The following is a 19,966-nucleotide window of genomic DNA, read 5'->3' as shown; positions in this document are numbered from 1 at the left end:
AAAGACATGGCTGAATTAAAAACAATGGCCCAGCGCCTCGAAGAGCTCGCCGCTGAGCGGGAGCGCATCACCTTAGGTGGCGGCGCCGATAAACAAGACAAACAGCGCGCAAAGGGCAAGATGACTGCCCGTGAGCGTATCGATGCCCTGGTAGATAACGGCACCTTCCGTGAAACCGGAATGTTCTCAAAGCACCGTACAACTCACTTCGGAATGGATAAGGCAGTGGCACCCGCCGATGGTGTGGTCACTGGTTCCGCCGCAGTGCTGGGACGTCCGTTGCATATCGCTTCCCAGGACTTTACTGTTATGGGTGGTTCGGCCGGCGAAACCCAGTCGAATAAGGTGGCTGCAATGATGCAGGCATCGGCTACAACCGGCACACCATTCGTATTCATCAACGATTCCGGCGGAGCGCGTGTTCAAGAAGGCATCGATTCTCTCTCAGGTTACGGAAAGGTCTTCTACAACAACGTCCTGCTGTCCGGACTCGTGCCGCAGATCTCCATTATTGCAGGCCCGTGTGCTGGTGGTGCAGCTTATTCACCAGCACTTACGGACTTCATCATTCAGACGCGCCAGGCCAATATGTTCATTACTGGCCCAGGAGTTATCAAGTCCGTAACCGGCGAAGACGTGACCGCTGATCAGCTGGGTGGCGCCGATGCGCATATGGCAAAGGCTGGAAATATCCACTTTGTCGCTGACAACGATGAGCAAGCAATTCTCATCGCACAGAAGCTACTGAGCTTCTTGCCGCAAAATAACACCGAGGAACCACCTGTAGTGGACCCAGACGTGATCGTGGAACCAGATCCAGAGCTTCGCGATATCGTACCAGTTGACGGAAAGCGCAGCTACGATATCCGCGACGTGATCACCCGCATTGTTGACCATGCTGACTTCCTTGAGGTACAGGCCGGCTTTGCCCAGTCTATCGTCGTAGGTTTTGCGCGCATCGTTGGGCGTACCGTCGGAATTGTTGCCAACCAGCCGAATGTGATGTCCGGTGTCCTCGATATCAATTCCTCCGATAAGGGCGCGCAGTTTATCCGCTTCTGCAACGCTTTTAATATTCCGCTGTTGACATTGGTTGACGTTCCAGGCTTCATGCCTGGTGTCGCCCAGGAGCATGGTGGCATTATTCGCCACGGCGCTAAAATGCTCTACGCCTATTCATCAGCTTCGGTGCCGAAGATTACCGTTGAGCTTCGCAAGTCCTATGGTGGAGCTCACCTTGCCATGTGCTCGAAGGATCTCGGTGCTGACTGCGTCTTCGCATGGCCTACTGCAGAAATTGCCGTGATGGGAGCCGAAGGTGCGGTTAATGTGGTCTTCCGCAAGGAAATCGCTGAGGCCGATGACCCTGATGCAAAGCGCGAGGAGCTCATCACCCTCTACCGTGAAACCTTTGCAACACCATTTATGGCAGCTTCCCGCGGCCTCGTCGATGACATCATCGATCCTGCCGAAACACGGATGCAGATCGCGCACGCCTTAGAGGTCCTTGCCAATAAGCGTGTCGATCGTCCAACCAAGAAGCACGGCCTGATGCCGGTTTAATGCCGGCTGAGAAGGATTGTGAAAATGAGCGAGATGAATAGTCAAGAGTTGGCTAGCTTAGTTCAAGAGCTAACCAAGCGCCTCGACGTCGCCGAGGCCGAAATTGCTGAGCTGCGTAAGCGTTCCGATATCGCTATCCCCGAGGACGTCATCACCGCTATCGCGGCTGCTGTCAGCGCATTCTTAGGTAATAAGGGACGCATCAAAGCGGTCCGCTACTCCCGTCACCGGACCTGGGCTGCTCAAGGGCGTCAGGCCGTGCAACAGCACATGCCAGGGCCCAAATAAGGCTCTAGGAAGAGGAAAAAATGAAATTGAATGTGACCGTCAATGGCATTACTTATGCCGTTGAAGTCGAAGTTGAAGAAGAGAAGCGCACCCTGAGCCCCATCGTATTTGGTGGCTCCCAAGCTACGGCACACAACGAGCCGTCCAATGCTTCTGTTCAGGGTGTCTCCGCTAATGCCGTGGTGGCCCCTCTTGCCGGTAGCGTTTTCAAGGTTCTGGTTGAACCAGGCGACGAGATCGAGCAAGGGCAAGTTTTGCTCATCCTTGAGGCGATGAAGATGGAGACAGAGATCACCGCTCCGAATGCTGGCGTGGTCGGCGCTGTGCGCGTAGAAGTCGGAGATTCAGTCCAAGGTGGACAGCCGCTGGTCGAAATCAACTAGTCACCCCTGTTGAGGTAGTTGATACGAAAGTTAGGGAAGTTTCGTGGCATGATAGAAAATGCCGCGAAGCTTCCCTACTTCTTTAGCTTCACCTGTATCCATACCGCCCCGAAAAGAGATCTTTGTCACTATGCGCGCTTTCCGTTTCGTTCTAGCCTCGGCCCTAGCCCTGGGAATCCAGGGAGGCCTCACTGCCCCCGCTGGAGCTGCTGTGATCCCCACAGCCTCGGAGACCCTGCGGCAGGTGCAATCCGACTTAAAGGTTCACGGTCTTGAACTCCCTCCCATTGACCCTGTTATCGTTGCCGATATCGATCGCGCGGTGGACAATCTCAATAGGGAACTTAAACAGGCGGAATACGCGGCTCAAGATTTTCAAGCGGCGATGGATTCTCTCGGTAAGGGCATTCCCAAAAATTTGAATCCGCAAGCCCAACCGCAACCAGATTTTAAGCTAGGGGATGAGACCCTAAAACGCACGGGGGATGAGTTTCGTCCCATAGTCGATGGCCCTAATTACCATTGGCGCTCCGATCCTCTCTCAATGTTCCTGGCTTTAAAACCTCACCCAGTGCTCAACCGCATTAATAATTCATGGTTCGACCAGCCAGCAACACCCTTGGCTTCCTTATTTACAGAGCGCGAGGGCTTTTCCCTCTACGGGCCCTCCACTCCGGTATATATTGGCGAGAGTCAAATGTGCACGATTACCGCCAGTGGGGTCGATGAGAAGGGCCACCAGGTGGCGTTGACCGCAGGCCACTGTGGCAAGGTAGGTGACCAGGTAGTTAATGCCGACTCGTGGCGCGTAGGACGATCTGGGACCGTGGTGGCCCATGGTTCGAAGGGATTGGATTATTCAGTCATTGAGCTCGGCTCAAACGCCAAAATTACTCGTTCCTATAATGGCGTTACTGCCCAGCGTCTGGGCGGGCAACCTGGGCACTACGAGATGGTGTGTAAATCAGGTGTGGCAACCGGCACCACGTGCGGACGGGTATGGGTTTCTGATAGTAAAACCTCGATGAGTCAGGTATGTGCCACCGTAGGTGACTCTGGCGCCCCGGTGATCGCCGGCGGTGCTGTCGTGGGCTTGGTCTCCGGCGGAGTAGTTCCGCAATACCAACTCTCTTGCCACACCCCCATCCAAGGTCCATTCTTCCAGCCCACAATTACTACCAATATGGACGCGGTTCTCAATGACCTCAATGTCCGAGGCGGGGTCGGCCGAGGCTTCACACTACCTAATGCCTAGGTTAAAAAGGGAGCACATATTCTATGTGCTCCCTTTTTCTTATCAGCTATTATCAATCGCTCAATAACGCCTGAGCAGCTGCAACTGCCTCGCTATGCCCGGCGATCGACCATAGTACTCCACCTGCGTCGACGGTGACTCCAGTGCCACCGACTCCGTGGATCAAGGCAAGTCCAGGTAACCAATCCCATTCGTGCACGCTATGCTGCATCCACAACCCCAGGCCCCCCTCGGCGACAGTAGCAAGGTCGATTGAGGCTGCCCCGAGGATTCGTATAGTGGCTACCTCGGTTGCAACTTTCAACCATCTATCTCGCACCGCGTCATCTGCGAGATAGGTGGGGTGGATATAAGTTCCTAAACTGAGCTCGGGGAGCGGGTGAGGCCCAAGAGGAGATAATTCTTGTCCATCGCGTTTGGTCGGAATATCTTTACCGCCAATCCAGGTATATCCCATAGCGGGGCGATGAACCGCTCCGAAGTGGAGTCGATCGCCCTCCTTAAGGGCCAAGGCGGAGCAGAAATAATCACTATTGGAGGTGAAATTATAGGTACCATCAACAGGATCAATCACCCATGTTTTCCCGCTCGTCGATACGCGATTGCTCCCTTCCTCGCCGAGGATACCGTCGTCGGGACGCAAAATGCTCAGAGCGCCCGCGATAAAATCTTCAGCTGCGCGATCGGCTTGGGTGACCACATCGGTGATATTGCTTTTATATCCAATGCTTAGGCCCGTTTCTCGGATACGCCACGCGAGTCGCCCGGCGTTATAAACCAAGGCTTGAGCCAGAGTGGGATCGCTATCGGTGTCGTGACTCAAGCAAAAGGTTTTGGTGATGGCGGGAATCATCTCGGCCATATTCTTGTGATCCGTCATAAGTCCCATTGTGCCTTGTTTTGCTAGGCGCGTTAAACTATCTGCTTATGCACCCTGATATTGTCTCTCAACTGGCTCAGCTCGAGACCACCCTAACGACGATCGAAAAAGTGATGGATCTCGACGAGATGGCGGCTAGGGTGCGCGAACTGGAGCAGCAGGCCTCCGACCCGAGCTTGTGGGATGACGCGGAGGTGGCACAGCGGGTCACGTCCTCGCTATCGCATGTGCAAAGTCAGCTTAAAAAAATAGAATCTTTGCGCACTCGCCTCGAGGAATTCCCGGTGATGTATGAACTCATGGAAGAAGAGGGTGAGGATCTAGGAGCGCTCCAAGCAGATCTCGACTCGCTCGGTGAAGAAATAGCTTCGCTTGAGGTAAAGACCATGCTATCGGGGGAATATGACAAGCGCGAGGCACTGATCAATATCCGCTCGGGAGCCGGTGGTGTTGATGCTGCGGACTGGGCCGAGATGTTGATGCGTATGTATATCCGGTGGGCTGAAAAGAAGGATCATCGCGTGGATATATACGATATATCCTATGCCGAAGAAGCCGGTATCAAATCGGCGACTTTCGTCATCCACGGGGAGTATATGTATGGAACGCTCTCGGTCGAGCAAGGAGCACATCGTTTGGTGCGGATTTCCCCTTTCGATAATCAGGCCCGCCGCCAAACTTCTTTCGCCGAGGTAGAAGTTCTTCCCGTGGTGGAGACCACGGACCATATTGACATTCCTGACGCTGAGGTACGCGTGGATGTTTATCGCTCTTCAGGGCCTGGTGGGCAGTCCGTGAATACCACCGATTCTGCGGTGCGCCTGACCCACATCCCCACTGGCATCGTGGTGACCTGCCAGAATGAGAAATCCCAGATCCAAAATAAAGCCTCAGCTATGCGAGTACTTCAAGCCAAACTACTCGAGCTGAAACGTCAAGAAGAGCGCGATGAAATGAATGCTCTCGGCGCTGGTGGTAACGCCAGTTGGGGAAATCAGATGCGATCTTATGTGCTGCATCCCTATCAAATGGTCAAGGACCTGCGTAATAATTTTGAGGTCAACGACCCCTCGAAAGTTCTCGACGGCGATATTGATAAATTCCTCGAGGAGGGGATTCGGTGGCGAATGGCGGCCGAATAAGAGTCACATCAACCTCACTGGGCTACAAAAATAACAGGCCTTTCGGTAGGCTGAGCATGTGATCACATTCGATAACGTCACCAAATCCTATAAAACGTCCACGAGACCTGCGCTTGATCGGGTATCGGTGCATATCCACAAGGGAGATTTCGTCTTCCTGATCGGCCCCTCGGGATCCGGAAAATCAACCTTTTTAGAATTGATGATCCGCGAAACTAATGTGAGCTCGGGCTCCATCAAAATAGCTGATCTCGAGGTGAATAAGCTCAAGGGATCCCAGATCAACAAACTGCGCCAGAAGATCGGCTATGTCTTTCAAGATTTTAGGTTGCTCAAACAAAAAACCGTCTACGATAATGTCGCATTTGCCCTCGAGGTGATCGGTGCCAAGCCAGCAAAAATTCGCCAACTGGTACCTGAAACCTTGGAAATGGTGGGACTCGCAGCAAAATCGGACAGATTACCCGGAGAATTATCTGGCGGAGAACAACAGCGGGTCGCTATCGCCCGCGCCTTTGTCAACCGGCCCTTGGTCCTCCTTGCCGACGAGCCAACCGGCAACCTCGACCCCGATACGGCAGACGGGATTATGGTACTGCTCAATCAAATCAATCGGATGGGAACCACAGTGGTTATGTCCACCCACAATGCCAAAGCAGTCAACGATATGCGCCGGCGCGTCATCGAATTGCGGCTCGGCACACTAGTACGCGATGACGCCCATGGGGTCTATGGGGAAGCGCAGTAGGAGACGACAATGAAATTTGTACTACGAGAAGCCGTCCGCGGTCTTGGCCGCAATATTACGATGACCTTGGCGCTGATAATCACCACTGCTATTTCGCTAGCACTATTAGCCACAGGCTTTCTAGTAACCAATATGACTGAGCGCACAAAGGAGATTTATCTCGACCGTGTGGAAGTTATGGTGCAGTTCGATGATGAATTATCCGCAACCGATACCACCTGCAGTTCCCCCAACTGCCAGCAGGTACTTAAGAAACTGGAGAAATCCTCGGGGGTTGAGTCGGTGATTTTCCGATCCCGCGAGGAATCCTATAAGCGCTACGTGGAGCTATTTAAGGATTCGGATCCACTCCTTGTTGAGGAAACGAGCCCCGACGCGCTACCCGCAGCACTACATATACGCCTTGTCGATCCCCTTGACACCACTCCCTTGGACCCCGTTCGTGAGCTTCCTCAAGTTGCCGGTGTCATCGATCAGGTCGATGATCTGCGTGGAGCAACCGATAGCCTCGACGCGATTAGAAATGCAACCTTCCTCTTTGCGGGCATCCAAGCTCTCGCAGCCATATTCCTTATTGTAAATATGGTTCAAATCGCCGCCTTCAACCGCAGGGAGGAGATCTCGATTATGCGTATGGTGGGAGCATCGCGCTGGTACACCCAAGCGCCCTTTGTTCTCGAAGCGATCGTGGCCGTTATCTTCGGTGCTGTCCTTTCGGGGCTTGCGCTTATTTTGGGCAAAGTGTGGGTGGTCGATCGCACTCTGGCAGGGCTTTACGATGCCCAACTCATTGCCCGAGTCACGAGCGCCGATATCTGGGCTATTACGCCAATCGTGGGCCTTTTGGGTATCCTTTTTGCGGCCATTACGGCGCAAATTACCTTGCGTTGGTATGTGCGCAGTTAGCACTCATAACACGTTAGAATAGGTGAACTATGGCGAAAAAGAATAAGAAGAAGTCGCAGAACCAGCCCGTTATCGCTACCAATCGCAAGGCGCGGCACGATTACACCATCCTAGATACCTATGAGTGCGGCATTGTGCTCGTTGGTACCGAGGTGAAGTCGTTGCGGGAAGGTAAATGTTCTCTTCTTGATGCTTTTGCCACCATTGACGATGGAGAAGTGTGGCTGCGCAATCTTCACATCCCTGAATATTCTGCGGGTCATTGGACCAACCACACGCCCAGACGCACCCGAAAACTGCTCATGCATCGACGTGAAATAGACTCGTTGATGGGCAAAGTGCGTGATGGTAAGAAAACCCTTATCCCGCTCAGCATGTACTTCAAGGACGGTCGGCTCAAAGTAGAGCTGGGTCTAGCCCAAGGTAAGCAGGCCTACGACAAGCGCCAGGATATTAAGCGGCGCACCGAAGAGCGAGAGATCGTGCGCGATTTGGGCCGCCGAATCAAAGGGATTCAGGGTTAGCCGGCTAGCCTTTAGGGAACGGATCGGTTAACATTGACCCTACCCGCTAGTTATTATGCATCAATCCCAAGTAGCGGGCGACGGGGTCGATTTTGGTTTCGACTGCGTTCATTACGTCAGGGGAAGCGTGCCGGTGCAGGCTAGAGACCACCGTAAGCGTCGTAGCAACTTGATAAGCGCCGAGAATTCTCAGCGTGACTACGCCCTCGCTGCCTAATTAGAATAGCCAGCGACCTGCGTGTCTGTCGGACTGGAATCGTCTCCGTTCCAGACCCCGGCATCGACTAGAGAGACTTGCTTATTCCCTTGGTTACAAGGGGTGAATAAGGACTTTCACTTGTAACTGCGGCTCATCATCCGGAATTGTTCGTCACAGCCGGAGAGTCAGAGAAAAGATCCTCGCGCGAACTGCGCACGGAGAAGCCCTGATACGGTGACGTAGGACCCGGGTTCGATTCCCGGCGGCTCCACTGATAGCAAAATCCCTGGTAAGTATTTACCGGGGGTTTTGTTGTATCCGGGCTGGTTAAAGGCATGATACTATGTTGCCATAAGCGGCATTGAGTGGCAAGGAAACGACTTGTTTACGCAACAGTTACGCAACAGATACGCAACGCTTGCCGCATGGATTACCCAGTGAAGAAGGGCAGACATGGCAGGTACCCGGCGCGCGCGTAGTGATTGGGGCACGGTGCGCAAAACCCGCAACCGGTTTACCGCTCAATACACGGGGGCAGACGGCAAACGACATACCCCCGGCCGTTCATTCCCCACTCGTACAGACGCCCGGGGCTGGTTAGCTGCAGAGCGTAGGCTCATCGAACTAGGGACATGGACACCACCAGAGCAACGCGCGGCGAAAGAGGCGGCGGCATCTGAAACAGTTGGGCAGTGGCTAGATAAGTTCCACGACTCACTAGAACAGGGCGCAACAGCCCGGCGCGCCACGACTATGCAGAATTACCGACGGGTGGTGCGAGTGCGCATAACCCGTCCGTGTGATGCTGGTGCCACAGATGCGGATGTGTGTTCTTTGAGAGGGATAAGGCTGGCAGAGCTTACCAAGAAGGACGTGTACCGCTGGTGGGATGGTGTGCAACGGTGCTACCCAGATGCGCACACGATTAACCAGCAAGCCTATAAGCAGTTAAAGGCGGCGTGTGCTGAGGCTGTAAGGCGTGAGCTGTTGGACGCCAACCCGGTGGATATTCCAGAGGCAGGGAAGAAGATTAAGCCCAATGAAAAGTACTTGCCGCAAGACTGGGAGATTAACGCGATTATCGACAACATGCCCGCGCGTTATCGCGTCCTTGCATCTTTAATGTTGCACCACGGGTTGCGCATTGGTGAGGCGCTAGCGGTTGAACTCGATAGTGTGAAGGTCATAGCCCAGCCCGGTGGTGCCTTGCCTAGGGTAGTGGTGGCAGTCAAGCAGAATGCCGGGCGTCTTGCAGACGGCGGCAATACTCACATGGTTGTGCAACCACCTAAGACGCAAGCCGGGTTCAGAGAGGTGCCTATCTTGGCTACTGATGTGCCACTGTTTGTAGAGCACCTGGAGAAGTATGCACCTACCCAGCCCACGCTATTGGTGGAGGGTAAGGGCACCCGCAAAGCGCGGCTACTGACCACTACTACCACGGGTGCCATGGTCATGGACACCAGTTTTAGAAGTATCTTGAAACGTGCTGTGGAACGCGCCGGGGCTAGTCCAGAGATTAAGCCCCATAACGGGCGCAACTGGTTGATTACCCGGCTGGCAGAACAGGGCGCGCACTTGAAAGAGATTGGCAAGCTGTTGGGGCACGAAGATGTGTCCGTCATCTTGGGTGTGTATATGAAAGTCAGAGCCGGGCGCACTGATTCACTCATGGATAAAGTTAGTGCCACGATAGGAGAAATGAATACTAATGGAGGAGCGAGCAGTGAACGATGAACGGATTGAGACGGTAGAAATTTTAGTTAAAGAGCCAGATGACACCCCTCTGGTGCGCTTCGTGTTAGCAGCATCAGGGGAAGAATGTGTGCAACTCATAGGGATTGATCCAAGTGTTAGCCCTCGTCATTGGTTAGCCCAAGATGAAGAAGGGCGGTATATCAATCGAGCACTGTGCTGGGTCCCCGGCAGTGACGTTCCCCACCCCCCATATGGGCACATCTGGGGGGAATGCTGGATGCACCCCGATGATGCTAGATATCCCCGTGATGTCGGAAAATACGGAGAGGGAATGCTTGGATACGAAGGTCTGGAAAAGCTAAAGCGGTCATCTCCCCTGAGGGATGGAGACTACCTGTGTGATTTTAATTTAGGCTGTCACGACTCGTTCAAGGTTCGGGTCTCTAAGCTGGCTCCCGTGCTGGTGAAATTGCGGCGCGCCGGGATTACCGAGATAGATTCCAGGACCTTGCGTCAAGCTTGTGAGCGCGCAGCAATGTGCTAAAGTATGCACTTAGCGGCCGCATGGTGCTGTGGTAAGCGGTTATTACCATCAACTGTGTAATGCAGATAAAGGCCGGTAGACCTGCGAGTTGCGTCCGGGGATAGTTTGTCATAGCTATCTCAAAGGAGACGCAACTTGTTTGAAAAAATACCCGCTATAGCAGCGGTTTTCATCACGCTCAAAGAGGCATCAGCCCGCGTGAACATAGCAGAACGCACACTGCGTAAATACATCGCTGAGGGTAAGCTACGTGCCTACCGCAACGGGCGCATGATACGCCTCAAACCCGCTGATGTAGATGCCCTACTCATCCCTACCGACTCATGGGGGGATGCAGCCTAATGGTCACAACGAACGCAGACCGCTTAATCTACATCCGTGAGCTGGTGCGCATATACACAGACGTTAGTTACTTTGGTGACACCACCGAAAACCAGGAGTCCCTATCTACCGTCCTAGGGGAGCTGCAAGACGCGGTGGAAACTCAACTGCTAGACGCAGGGCTAATGGAGATGCACCCCGCCCCGGTTGAAGTAAACGGCACCCGCCCTTTACTGCCCACAGGCAGGGATACCTACACAACCGGCATGCCCGTGTATTCCACAACAAACACCGGAGGGCTAAGACTCAACAACCCAGCGCGCCTTACAAGCATTCAAGGGGGTGAATAAACAATGGCAAGCCAAGCACCAATACTGGTACAACGGGACACCCTCGCACTGACTTTCAACCGGGGAGATAAGCGCGAAATAACCGCAACTATCGCAGTCAAGCACTACTCGCTCAACGCCTTCCCAGGTGATGAAGTGCTAGAAATTGAGTTGGTTAAGCACGGGTCCACCACCAAGACTGTTGGCGCAATGGTCGACAGAGATCAACTGGTGAAGTTGGCCCACTGGCTACTGCACGACCACAACCACCAACAGGGTGGTGCATAGACAATGAGCAACAAGAAAACCCCCACAGTAGGGACATACGCGGGGGCCATAAAAAGCTACCCTAATACTACCATGTTCGGGCAGGTGGAACGCTCACAATGGCCGAAAGTAGGCGCACTCCGGTGGGCGCGCGCCGGGCTGGAAGTAGGCCCACTAGACGGTAAACGCCCCCTAACGCAAGCTGTGCCCAATGGGTTCAAAAGTTTCACCAGTGACCCAAAGAAAGTAGCTAACTGGTGGACTGCCCACCCAACCGCCAACATTGGGGCACGTCCCCCAGCTGATGTAATCGTTATCGACATTGACGTTAAAAACGGCGGCATACAGTACTGGAAAGACTTATGCGCCGGTAGACATGTGCCGGAAACACTAACCATCTCTACCGGCTCCGGTGGCTGGCACCTTTGGTTCACCCTGCCTTACCTCAGAGACTTACGCGGCCAACTAGGTGCCACAACATCAGGCATCGACCTTAAAACCCACGCCGGTTATCTGGTCATGCCCCCCAGCGTTCACCCCACCACCGGCGGGATGTACCACATCCACCACTGGCACCCACTCACAGCACTGCCAGAACTGCCCACCTGGCTAAGACCACACGTATTCAAACCGCTAAAACCATCCCACACCAGCCCGGCGCGCCGGGGCGTGTACAAGGGCGATAAATCACATAAGGGGCTTGTAGATGTGGTTGCTAAGGCTGTTGAAGGTAACCGCAACAAGGCGCTGTATTGGGCAGCTCGCAAGGCACTAGAAGATGGGCACAGTATCGAAGATGAGCTAATCAACGCCGCAATGGGTGTTGGACTCTCAGAGCTGGAGGCGCGGCGCACAGTTACCAGCGCACAAAGGGCAGTAGCTAAGGAGGTGGCCTAATATGAACGCACAAAGCAGACCCGCCCCAACTGATATGCAACTCATTGCACGCAGGGAAATAGAGGCTAAACCCGGGGCGCTTGAAGTCCCATCACCTAGTGAGCCATATCGCGTAGCCAAGTGCTTAAATAGAGAGTTGTACACAGCAAACGGCCTTCCTACACTTGCCTATTGGCGCGGTGATTTTTGGCGACACGAAGGCACACACTGGGAGCTAAGAAGTGTCCTTGGTCGTAACCCGCATATAAAACTCAAGAACGACCTATACAGAGTGTTAGACGCCGCTGTATATGAAAAACACCAGGGCGATGGTAAAGCCACCCTTGTGGACTGGAAACCAACGTCATCTAAGCTAAATAACACCATCGATGCCCTTATGTCGCTGGTGGATTACGTGGTACCCGATAACGCCACCCCGCCCATGCTGGCAGGGGATACAGGAGAACTACCAGGCAAACCGGGGGAGTTCGTAGCAATGGAAAATGGGCTATTCCACATCCCCACAGGGAAGATGCACCCGCATACCCCACGTCTGTTCAACACCTATTGCCTGCCCTACGCATACGACCCCAATGCCAGTACCCCGGTGTGGTCACAGTTCCTTGCAGAGACCTTTGCCCATGACCCCAATGCGGAAAAATGCCTACAGGAATTTGCCGGGTATATCATTTCAGGCCGCACCGACATGCACAAAGCACTACTAATGGTAGGGCCTCGAAGGGCGGGCAAGGGCACCATCCAGCGAGTACTTACACAACTGGTAGGGAAGAACAATACAGTTGCCCCCACGCTCAATTCATTGGGCGGTGATTTTGGTGCCTGGTCACTCATTGGCAAGCCCTTAGTCGTTATTGGAGACGCCAGGGAAGCCAAACCAGGAAACAACCAGGTAATGACAGAAAGGCTGTTGGGCATCATTGGGGAAGACTCAATAACCGTAGACCGCAAGGGTATTAGCCCCTGGAGTGGGAAACTATCCAACCGGTTCGTTATCGCCTCCAATGAGCTACCGCGCTTTGTAGACGCATCCGGGGCTATTGTGTCCCGCTTTATGATGTTCGAACTACAACGCAGCGTGGAGGGCAATGAGGACACTCACCTAGGGGCAAAGCTTTCCAAGGAGATGCCCGGCATCTTTAACTGGGCACTGGAGGGGTTGAAACGACTGGAGGAGGCAGGCCGGTTTACAGTGCCTACCACGATGGCGGAAATGACTAACCACATGCATGATGCCGCCTCCACAGCACACCAATTCATTGAAGACTGTTTGGAGGTGACGGGAAACGAAAACGACAGAGTCCGAACACCAGAGGTCTACAAAATGTGGACAAGGTGGCACCAGGAGAATGGCTATAGGAATACGCCTAACCAAGCCACGATGTGCAGGAATTTGCGCGCGGCTAGTGGACAACGGATTAATGACCGTCTACGAGATTTGCCAGACAGCACCAAGAAGGAGCGCAAAAGGGCAAGGTTTGTTCTTGGAATCAAGTTAAGGCCTGTAGATTTTTACTACTAACCTTAAAGGAACAATGTTCCAGTGTTCCACCAGGTTAAAGAATATTTTTTAACTGTTCCTTATCTGTTCCATACTGTTCCAAGAAGAAAGGATCACAACTTGGAACAGTTCCGGAACACGTTAAAAACATACCACTACCAGGCGGAACGGTGGAACAGTGTTCTTTACGGTCAGACGTAAAAAACATTTAGACGTGAGTCTCTAAAAACCCCAGACCCGTACACACACCCAGCAGCATCGCCCACTGTGGTGCCAGGAAGGTGGGGGAGGGGGTGCCCCCCACCCTCTGCGTTGAAGCCCCCGGAAGGCATAGAGTCCCCCAGACTGTACGGGTTACAGAAAAAGCACTATTACCCAGAGAGGTGGCCTTAGCTCACAGTGCCCGCGCACCAGTATTTGGGGGTTGGGGGGGCACCAATGCACATTGCTCTGCGTAGCCGTGGGGAAGGTGTGCAAGAGGTTTTAGGGTTCAAAAATCCCCAGGGGCGCAGTGGTGTCGTCTAACGCTGGGGCAAGAACACCCCGCCACCGGTGATTGCGTTAGGGGCGGGGTGTGTTTTGCCTGTTCAATTTCGCGATTTGAGGCGTTTTATTGCACTGGTTGGGGTGGTAGTGTCTTCATTTGCTTTAACAGTGTTTTAACGGGGTATTGTGACTGCCCGATCATCTCAGCAGCAACCCCGGCCATGGTTAGGCAGTCTGGGCATGGTTGTAGCGCGGTTTCGTGGTAACCCAGCTCAATTAACTGGTGGTAGCGCATGAGGCGGCCTACGGTTATGCCTTTACGTTCGACAATGAAATACCCTCCGGTGCGCAGTCGGAGAGTTTTCCCGGGGAGCGGACAGGCCGCTACAGGGTTGAACTGGGTGCAGTAGCTTCCTGCTTGAACATCTGGCAGTGACAAGTGCCAGACTCCAGCACTTGTGTCTGGGTAAAGGGTGTGGACGTGCACGCGGTTCCATGTTCCGGTGTAGTGGTCTGGCTGGTCTGGTCTTGGTAGGGGTACGGTGCTCATGCTGTGACCTTTAGGAGGTGTTGGGCAGCAATGCAGGCGGGGCACGGTAGCTTTTCTTGGTGCCCAGCTATCACGCATCCATTGCCTTGGTTCCAGGTGCGACCACATAGGGCGTGCACTGTTCCGTTGGGTTCGATGTGGTGTATCTTGTGTTTGAGGTTGGGGCGCTTGGTAGTGCGCTGCAGGGTTGTTGTGTCCCTTGGTTGGGTGGTCATTGGGCGGCCTTCCTGTGAGGTGTTTACCGCGAGTTACGCAACAGTTACGCAACACCAGCGGATTAGGTTTCTGATTTTGTGCATTTAACCTGGTGTTTAGTGGTGAGGGAGTTCAGTTCCCGGCGGCTCCACCGGAGAAAAACCCAGTTACCTTGAGTAGCTGGGTTTTTTGCTTTTTAGCTGCGGTTATGGTCTCTTAGGGATTGTCCCAATCCGTCCCGATTCGTCCCAAAAATGGCCCTAAAATGGCTCTAAAATGGTCTTGGTGTCCCTCCATTAAAACAGCCGACTATTTTTCACATCAACCATGGCGCGAGCGCGGCGACTGGGTAACGATACACAAAACTTGGTATATACCCACTACCCAATATGCGGGGGAGGCAGTGTGGAACTAAATTGCTGACACCGTTACCCCCCGCCCAAATACAAGAGGTTGGTTAGCAAGAGGTGGGGAAGGCATACGCAACGAGTGAATGCGGACACCACCGTCGAACCGCACCAATCATGATGGCTTTTGAGGTGGAGGGGTGCCTGGAGCGCCCTGCAGCTTATCTGCTGGTCGAGGCGGTAGGACGAAAGATACGGGGGATAGAAAAAAGGGGGCAAGGTGACTCGCGTGCGTACTTGCGGCAGATCCCGGCGGTACGAGACAGCGAACTAGTACCTGTTTAACATAGGACTGCCTTTGTTTGATAGGTAAGGATTTCCTAAAGTTTTGAAACTAAGCCAAACTTTAGTTAAACTCCTTTTGGCATACTTTCGCATGATTCTTAGGAGCTTTTTTATGGCTATACATTTCCGCAAAGCAGCTGTGGCTGCGGCAGTATCAGCATCAATGTTGGTAGCGTCATGCTCATCAGCTGACGATGCCTCAGATGGTGCTGGTTCCGCTACCTCCGGAGTTGCCTCAGTTGCTCAGGGCGCCAACGAACAAGCTATGGGCACTCTCACCATCGAGGACAACAACGGCGAGCACACCCTGAGCCTGCCCTTCAAGCGGGTAGCAGTGACGGACAACCGCTCCTTTGAAATCCTTGACAACTGGGGCGTTCCCATCGTGGCCGCACCCCTAGGGCTCATTCCTAAACCGCTTCAAGGGAAGATTAATAAAGACACCGTTGAAGCCGACTTGAAGGTACACCGGGAGCCGGACCTAGAGGCCCTTGTGGTCGCAAGCCCTGATGTGGTCATCAACGGCCAGCGCTTCCAGCAGCATCAGGAAGCTATGCAGGGTCTAGTAGGGGATGTTCCGATTCTTGATTTCGAGCCTCGGGACGGCAAACCCTTCGATGAAGAACTCATTCGCCAAACCCTCGCGCTGGGGACTCTCTTCGGACACGAAGACGATGCCGCCAAGCTGGTTGATGACTTCAAAGCAGCCCTCAAGCGCGCAAAGGATGCTTATGACCCTGCCATGACCGTTATGGCTGCTAACACCTCCGGTGGAGAGATTGGCTATATAGCACCCGGTAAAGGCCGCTACTTCGGGCCAGTATTCGAGTGGTTAGGCCTAACCCCTGCGCTTCAGGTGGAAAATGCGACCGACGACCACCAGGGCGATGACATTTCTGTTGAAGCCATCGCGGAATCTAACCCCGATTGGATCTTCGTCATGGACCGTGACGCGGTGGTGGGTGCTGATGAGGGTGTTGCTCACGGCGAGAAGCTCATCCTTGAAAATGCCGCACTAAACAACGTAAAAGCTGTGAAGAACGGCCATATAGTAGTTGCCCCTGAGGATACCTACTACAACGAAAATATCATTACTTATACGGAGACTCTCAACGCTATTGCAGACGCTCTTGAAGCTGCACAGAAGTAAGTCACCTTTATAAGCTGCTAAGGCCGGATATGCCCACGTTGGCAGTTCCGGCCTTATTTTTATCCAACGGGATTTGAAGATAATGGATACAATAACCCGCCCCAAGCTTTTTGATATGAAGCTGCTTATTGGCCTAGTGGTCGTATTAGCTCTTTTGGTTCTCTCTCTTAGTACGGGGCAGTACGACATCTTAGGCAATGACGATGGTCGAGAAATGTTTATGACCACCCGCGTGCCTCGAACCGTAGCCCTAGTTCTCTCCGGAGCGGCAATGGCCATGGGGGGACTGGTCATGCAGCTTCTCACTCAAAATCGCTTTGTAGAACCTACCACCACTGGGACCACCGAATGGGCGGGGCTGGGGTTGTTGACTACATTCGCTTTCTTCCCCAATGCCAACGTTCTCACCCGCATGATGGTAGCGGTACTCTTTGCCTTTGTAGGCACCATGATTTTCTTTGCCTTTTTGCGCAAGGTGCAGCTGCGCTCCAGCCTCATCGTTCCCATTATTGGCATCATGCTGGGGGCGGTGGTGTCTGCGGTTTCTAGCTTCTTCGCCCTAACCATGCAGATGCTGCAGCAGCTTGGCATTTGGTTCATGGGATCTTTTACCTCAGTTTATAGTGGCCAGTACGAGGTTTTGTGGGTTGTCTTATTCGTGCTCATCGGAGTTTTCTACTACGCGGACCGGCTCACAGTGGTGGGGCTTGGTCAAGACGTCGCTACAAATGTGGGGATAGATTACAACCGCTTACTTCTGATCGGCACGGGCCTGATCGCGGTAGCCACCGGCGTAGTGACAGTAGTTGTAGGAGCCCTCCCTTTTATCGGGCTGATCGTCCCCAACGTTGTATCCCTCATCCGAGGTGACGATTTGCGTTCCAACTTGCCCTGGGTGTGCCTTCTGGGAATTGGCATTGTCACGCTCTGTGACCTGGTGGGTCGGACAATCATTGCGCCATTCGAAATGCCCGTTGCTGTTATCCTCGGACTGGTGGGCGCGGTTGTCTTTGTCATCTTGATCGTGAGGTCGACCCGTGCCAACTAAGCGATACTTAGTCGTCCTTATAATCGTGTGGGCATTGGCTTTATCGAGCGCCTTTGGTCTATTGGCCTACAACAACCCCATGCCCTTTGGCTCGGAGAAGTTTTGGCTCATTGCTAACCGACGTCTTGAGTCCGTTATTGCTATGGCCATAGTTGCAGTGTGTCAGGCTATGGCTACGGTGTCCTTCCAGACGGTGACCAATAACCGAATTCTCACCCCCTCAATAATGGGGTTCGAATCTCTTTACGTAACTATTCACACGGCGACTATTTTCTTCTTAGGCTCAGCCGGGCTCAACCAAGCTCGGACTATGTCTAATTTCCTCTTGCAAATGGCTGTGATGGTAGCACTGTGTTTACTGCTTTATAGCTGGCTATTGACCCGGAGTACCCACAATATGCACGCCATGCTCTTAGTTGGTGTGGTTATCGGAGGCGGCCTTGGTTCCCTCTCCGCCTTCATGCAGCGCATGTTAACTCCCAGTGAATTCGATGTTCTCACCGCGCGCCTCTTCGGTTCGGTTAGTAATGCTGAGACGGAATTTTACCCGGTGGCCATTCCTTTGGTTGTTGTAGCTACGGGAATGCTCTTTTTCAACGCGCGTCGCTTGAACGTCATATCCTTAGGCCCGGATATGGCCCGAAACTTAGGGGTAAATCATAAGGCAAACGCTATCTACACTCTAGTTCTGGTAGCAATTCTGATGGCGTGTACAACCGCATTGGTGGGGCCAATGACTTTCCTCGGTTTCCTGGTAGCAACGTTGGCGTATCAGGCCACAGATACCTATGATCATCGGCTCATCTATCCTATGGCCATTGGTATCAGCTTCCTAGTTTTGACCAGCGCTTATTTTATTTTGCGCCATATTTTCAATGCCCAGGGGGTAGTTTCCATCATCATCGAGTTGGTGGGTGGCTCCGTTTTCCTATTAGTAATCCTAAGAAGAGGTCGGCTGTGATTGAGCTAAAAGATGTTGTCAAAAGCTACGCGGGGGAAACCACTATTGGCCCCATCACCGCTAAAATTCCAGCGCACGGGATAACCGCCCTTATCGGCCCCAATGGAGCGGGAAAGTCCACGATCATGACAATGATCGGCAGGCTCTTAGACTGCGATGCTGGCCAGATCACCGTCGGTGGTTGTGACGTCCACACCACTAAGTCGAAAGATTTGGCGAAAATCCTTTCTGTCCTGCGTCAAGAAAACCACTTTGTCACCAAACTCACGGTGCGCCAACTAGTGGGCTTTGGGCGCTTTCCTTACTCCCAAGGTCGGCTAAACTCTGACGACGAAGAGATAATCACAAAATATATCGAGTTTTTTCACCTCAAGGATCTTCAAAATCGGTACCTGGATCAACTATCAGGCGGCCAGCGCCAGCGGGCCTATGTGGCAATGGTTTTGGCGCAGGAGACAGAGTATGTTCTGCTGGATGAACCCTTGAATAACCTGGATATTGCTCACTCTGTCGATATGATGCGCCACTTACACCGGGCTGCTAAATCTTTAGGGAGGACCATTATCGTTGTCCTGCATGATATAAACTTTGCCGCCCGCTACGCGGACTATGTGGTGGCCTGTAAGAGCGGAAAAATTGTTGCGTTTGGGTCAGTCGACGAGGTCATTAACAGTGATATTCTCAGTTCCATTTTCAATACTCAAGTTACTGTTATAGATGGGCCAGACGGGCGCTTGGCCTGTTATCACTAGACCACGAGTTCGAGGCATACGTGATTCCTGAACCACCCCGACATACGGCTGGTGAGGATAGTAATGAAGAGCCGGACTAACTGAGGTAGATCTTGTATGTTCATTCTTAGCGTCAGATCAGGTAGGAGACAAGGGTGTTTACCGGCACGAGCCGCCTGGTGTTGAATAAGTTGAACCTCGAAGCCGGAGAGGATCAGGTTTGCAACGGTCGATGAAGGAGAAGGTAAAAGGGGAGCCTCGGAGTGGTCAATGTGTGGGTTCAATAGTCTATAGTCCCTCTAAAAAACCAGGCCAATTAGTCCCCGTCGATGCGGTGGTATTCAATTTCCCAAAAGGGGCAAAAGGCCTGTACGAAATCGATTTATTACGGTGACAGACGACCAGATTTGCACCATAGTGCATCGTGTTCTAAAGTATCCACAGTCAGCGCGAGAGCCTAACTGAAGGAGCTTGGCGTAGATGAAAATAACTTTGACTCTGTCGATTTGACAAAATCGGAGGAAGTTATTAAGTTTAAGCGAGTCGCTTCAGCCAGTGGTTCCAATATCTCTTGGCGAGCGTACGTGTGTTGTTTGAGAACTCAATAGTGTGCCAATTGTTTTTTTGTTTTTTTGATTGCAGTTGGGTTGTGTTGGTGAATGGTGTGGTGTTTTTGGTGGCCGGTGAGTGTGGCTTGCTTGGTTTTTGACC

Annotated in this window: 22 protein-coding genes and 1 other RNA gene; 20 read left to right on the top strand and 3 right to left on the bottom strand. The window is 52.9% G+C overall.

Features of this window, described 5'->3' with window-relative positions; translation table 11 throughout:
* The first annotated feature begins 6 nt into the window (after nt 1–6).
* The 4 genes from NXS13_RS02375 to NXS13_RS02360 all read left to right on the top strand — a co-directional run bounded on the left by NXS13_RS02375 (nt 7) and on the right by NXS13_RS02360 (nt 3,489).
* The gene (locus NXS13_RS02375) at nt 7–1,563 is read left to right on the top strand and encodes an acyl-CoA carboxylase subunit beta (RefSeq protein WP_259077131.1); all 1,557 of its coding nucleotides are present in this window, start codon (nt 7–9) and stop codon (nt 1,561–1,563) included.
* 24 nt (nt 1,564–1,587) lie between these two features.
* Entirely contained in the window at nt 1,588–1,851 is a 264-nt protein-coding gene (locus tag NXS13_RS02370) for a hypothetical protein (RefSeq protein ID WP_259077130.1), read from the top strand.
* Between the two features lie 20 nt (nt 1,852–1,871).
* Nucleotides 1,872–2,234, top strand: a complete 363-nt coding sequence (locus NXS13_RS02365) for a biotin/lipoyl-containing protein (RefSeq protein ID WP_259077129.1) — start codon at nt 1,872–1,874, stop codon at nt 2,232–2,234.
* A gap of 130 nt (nt 2,235–2,364) precedes the next feature.
* Entirely contained in the window at nt 2,365–3,489 is a 1,125-nt protein-coding gene (locus NXS13_RS02360) for a S1 family peptidase (protein WP_259077128.1), read from the top strand.
* Nucleotides 3,490–3,541: 52 nt separating this feature from the next.
* Here the strand turns inward: NXS13_RS02360 and NXS13_RS02355 are convergent, their stop codons facing one another.
* Entirely contained in the window at nt 3,542–4,369 is an 828-nt protein-coding gene (locus NXS13_RS02355) for an inositol monophosphatase family protein (protein ID WP_259158161.1), read from the bottom strand.
* Nucleotides 4,370–4,416: 47 nt separating this feature from the next.
* Between NXS13_RS02355 and prfB the strand changes: the two genes are divergently transcribed.
* From prfB to NXS13_RS02295, 12 genes are all read left to right on the top strand, one after another.
* Complete coding sequence (gene prfB, locus NXS13_RS02350) at nt 4,417–5,511, top strand: peptide chain release factor 2 (RefSeq protein WP_259077126.1); 1,095 nt, start codon at nt 4,417–4,419, stop codon at nt 5,509–5,511.
* Nucleotides 5,512–5,569: 58 nt separating this feature from the next.
* Nucleotides 5,570–6,259, top strand: coding sequence for a cell division ATP-binding protein FtsE (gene ftsE, locus NXS13_RS02345; protein ID WP_259077125.1), 690 nt, complete (start codon nt 5,570–5,572; stop codon nt 6,257–6,259).
* A 9-nt stretch (nt 6,260–6,268) separates the two neighbouring features.
* Nucleotides 6,269–7,165, top strand: a complete 897-nt coding sequence (gene ftsX, locus NXS13_RS02340; protein WP_259077124.1) for a permease-like cell division protein FtsX — start codon at nt 6,269–6,271, stop codon at nt 7,163–7,165.
* 29 nt (nt 7,166–7,194) lie between these two features.
* Nucleotides 7,195–7,689 (top strand): SsrA-binding protein SmpB, encoded by a 495-nt coding sequence (gene smpB, locus NXS13_RS02335; RefSeq protein ID WP_259289295.1) that lies wholly within the window; start codon nt 7,195–7,197, stop codon nt 7,687–7,689.
* A gap of 82 nt (nt 7,690–7,771) precedes the next feature.
* Nucleotides 7,772–8,162, top strand: a transfer-messenger RNA (tmRNA) gene (gene ssrA / locus NXS13_RS02330).
* 179 nt (nt 8,163–8,341) lie between these two features.
* Entirely contained in the window at nt 8,342–9,625 is a 1,284-nt protein-coding gene (locus NXS13_RS02325) for a site-specific integrase (RefSeq protein WP_259289294.1), read from the top strand.
* Entirely contained in the window at nt 9,615–10,130 is a 516-nt protein-coding gene (locus NXS13_RS02320; protein ID WP_259289293.1) for a hypothetical protein, read from the top strand. Before NXS13_RS02325 ends, NXS13_RS02320 begins: the two co-directional genes overlap by 11 nt.
* Nucleotides 10,131–10,265: 135 nt before the next feature.
* Complete coding sequence (locus NXS13_RS02315) at nt 10,266–10,472, top strand: excisionase family DNA-binding protein (protein ID WP_259289292.1); 207 nt, start codon at nt 10,266–10,268, stop codon at nt 10,470–10,472.
* Nucleotides 10,472–10,801: a hypothetical protein gene (locus tag NXS13_RS02310; protein ID WP_259289291.1), complete on the top strand. Its 330-nt coding sequence runs from the start codon at nt 10,472–10,474 to the stop codon at nt 10,799–10,801. The genes NXS13_RS02315 and NXS13_RS02310 overlap by 1 nt, the downstream gene beginning before the upstream one ends.
* Before the next feature lie 3 nt (nt 10,802–10,804).
* Nucleotides 10,805–11,068, top strand: a complete 264-nt coding sequence (locus NXS13_RS02305; protein ID WP_259289290.1) for a hypothetical protein — start codon at nt 10,805–10,807, stop codon at nt 11,066–11,068.
* A 3-nt stretch (nt 11,069–11,071) separates the two neighbouring features.
* Nucleotides 11,072–11,944 carry a bifunctional DNA primase/polymerase gene (locus NXS13_RS02300; RefSeq protein WP_259289289.1) on the top strand — a complete coding sequence of 291 codons (873 nt, stop codon included), beginning with the start codon at nt 11,072–11,074 and terminating at the stop codon, nt 11,942–11,944.
* Between the two features lies 1 nt (nt 11,945).
* A complete protein-coding gene (locus tag NXS13_RS02295) occupies nt 11,946–13,463 on the top strand; it encodes a phage/plasmid primase, P4 family (RefSeq protein ID WP_263088099.1) in 1,518 nt (505 codons plus the stop codon).
* A gap of 589 nt (nt 13,464–14,052) precedes the next feature.
* Here NXS13_RS02295 and NXS13_RS02290 read toward each other — a convergent pair.
* Both NXS13_RS02290 and NXS13_RS02285 read right to left on the bottom strand, forming a co-directional pair.
* Nucleotides 14,053–14,478, bottom strand: coding sequence for a hypothetical protein (locus NXS13_RS02290; RefSeq protein ID WP_259289288.1), 426 nt, complete (start codon nt 14,476–14,478; stop codon nt 14,053–14,055).
* Nucleotides 14,475–14,693 (bottom strand): hypothetical protein, encoded by a 219-nt coding sequence (locus NXS13_RS02285; RefSeq protein WP_259077116.1) that lies wholly within the window; start codon nt 14,691–14,693, stop codon nt 14,475–14,477. Before NXS13_RS02285 ends, NXS13_RS02290 begins: the two co-directional genes overlap by 4 nt.
* Before the next feature lie 784 nt (nt 14,694–15,477).
* Here NXS13_RS02285 and NXS13_RS02280 point away from each other — a divergent pair.
* The 4 genes from NXS13_RS02280 (at nt 15,478) to NXS13_RS02265 (ending at nt 19,276) form a co-directional block, all read left to right on the top strand.
* Nucleotides 15,478–16,515: a siderophore ABC transporter substrate-binding protein gene (locus tag NXS13_RS02280; protein ID WP_259077115.1), complete on the top strand. Its 1,038-nt coding sequence runs from the start codon at nt 15,478–15,480 to the stop codon at nt 16,513–16,515.
* A gap of 82 nt (nt 16,516–16,597) precedes the next feature.
* Nucleotides 16,598–17,563, top strand: coding sequence for an ABC transporter permease (locus NXS13_RS02275; RefSeq protein WP_259077114.1), 966 nt, complete (start codon nt 16,598–16,600; stop codon nt 17,561–17,563).
* Nucleotides 17,553–18,524 (top strand): iron chelate uptake ABC transporter family permease subunit, encoded by a 972-nt coding sequence (locus NXS13_RS02270; RefSeq protein WP_259077113.1) that lies wholly within the window; start codon nt 17,553–17,555, stop codon nt 18,522–18,524. The genes NXS13_RS02275 and NXS13_RS02270 overlap by 11 nt, the downstream gene beginning before the upstream one ends.
* Complete coding sequence (locus tag NXS13_RS02265) at nt 18,521–19,276, top strand: ABC transporter ATP-binding protein (protein WP_259158165.1); 756 nt, start codon at nt 18,521–18,523, stop codon at nt 19,274–19,276. The genes NXS13_RS02270 and NXS13_RS02265 overlap by 4 nt, the downstream gene beginning before the upstream one ends.
* Nucleotides 19,277–19,966 lie beyond the last annotated feature (690 nt).

This window comes from Corynebacterium sp. ES2730-CONJ, assembly GCF_024834055.1.
Lineage (GTDB): Bacteria > Actinomycetota > Actinomycetes > Mycobacteriales > Mycobacteriaceae > Corynebacterium.
Note: the sequence above shows the minus strand (reverse complement) of the source record. Positions and strands in the feature narration are given on the sequence as shown.

Coding starts and splice junctions, on each gene's coding strand:
- NXS13_RS02375 (WP_259077131.1), top strand. CDS start 7: ATGGCTGAATTAAAAACAATGGCCCAGCGCCTCGAAGAGCTCGCCGCT.
- NXS13_RS02370 (WP_259077130.1), top strand. CDS start 1,588: ATGAGCGAGATGAATAGTCAAGAGTTGGCTAGCTTAGTTCAAGAGCTA.
- NXS13_RS02365 (WP_259077129.1), top strand. CDS start 1,872: ATGAAATTGAATGTGACCGTCAATGGCATTACTTATGCCGTTGAAGTC.
- NXS13_RS02360 (WP_259077128.1), top strand. CDS start 2,365: ATGCGCGCTTTCCGTTTCGTTCTAGCCTCGGCCCTAGCCCTGGGAATC.
- NXS13_RS02355 (WP_259158161.1), bottom strand. CDS start 4,369: ATGACGGATCACAAGAATATGGCCGAGATGATTCCCGCCATCACCAAA.
- prfB (WP_259077126.1), top strand. CDS start 4,417: ATGCACCCTGATATTGTCTCTCAACTGGCTCAGCTCGAGACCACCCTA.
- ftsX (WP_259077124.1), top strand. CDS start 6,269: ATGAAATTTGTACTACGAGAAGCCGTCCGCGGTCTTGGCCGCAATATT.
- smpB (WP_259289295.1), top strand. CDS start 7,195: ATGGCGAAAAAGAATAAGAAGAAGTCGCAGAACCAGCCCGTTATCGCT.
- NXS13_RS02325 (WP_259289294.1), top strand. CDS start 8,342: ATGGCAGGTACCCGGCGCGCGCGTAGTGATTGGGGCACGGTGCGCAAA.
- NXS13_RS02310 (WP_259289291.1), top strand. CDS start 10,472: ATGGTCACAACGAACGCAGACCGCTTAATCTACATCCGTGAGCTGGTG.
- NXS13_RS02305 (WP_259289290.1), top strand. CDS start 10,805: ATGGCAAGCCAAGCACCAATACTGGTACAACGGGACACCCTCGCACTG.
- NXS13_RS02300 (WP_259289289.1), top strand. CDS start 11,072: ATGAGCAACAAGAAAACCCCCACAGTAGGGACATACGCGGGGGCCATA.
- NXS13_RS02295 (WP_263088099.1), top strand. CDS start 11,946: ATGAACGCACAAAGCAGACCCGCCCCAACTGATATGCAACTCATTGCA.
- NXS13_RS02290 (WP_259289288.1), bottom strand. CDS start 14,478: ATGAGCACCGTACCCCTACCAAGACCAGACCAGCCAGACCACTACACC.
- NXS13_RS02285 (WP_259077116.1), bottom strand. CDS start 14,693: ATGACCACCCAACCAAGGGACACAACAACCCTGCAGCGCACTACCAAG.
- NXS13_RS02280 (WP_259077115.1), top strand. CDS start 15,478: ATGGCTATACATTTCCGCAAAGCAGCTGTGGCTGCGGCAGTATCAGCA.
- NXS13_RS02275 (WP_259077114.1), top strand. CDS start 16,598: ATGGATACAATAACCCGCCCCAAGCTTTTTGATATGAAGCTGCTTATT.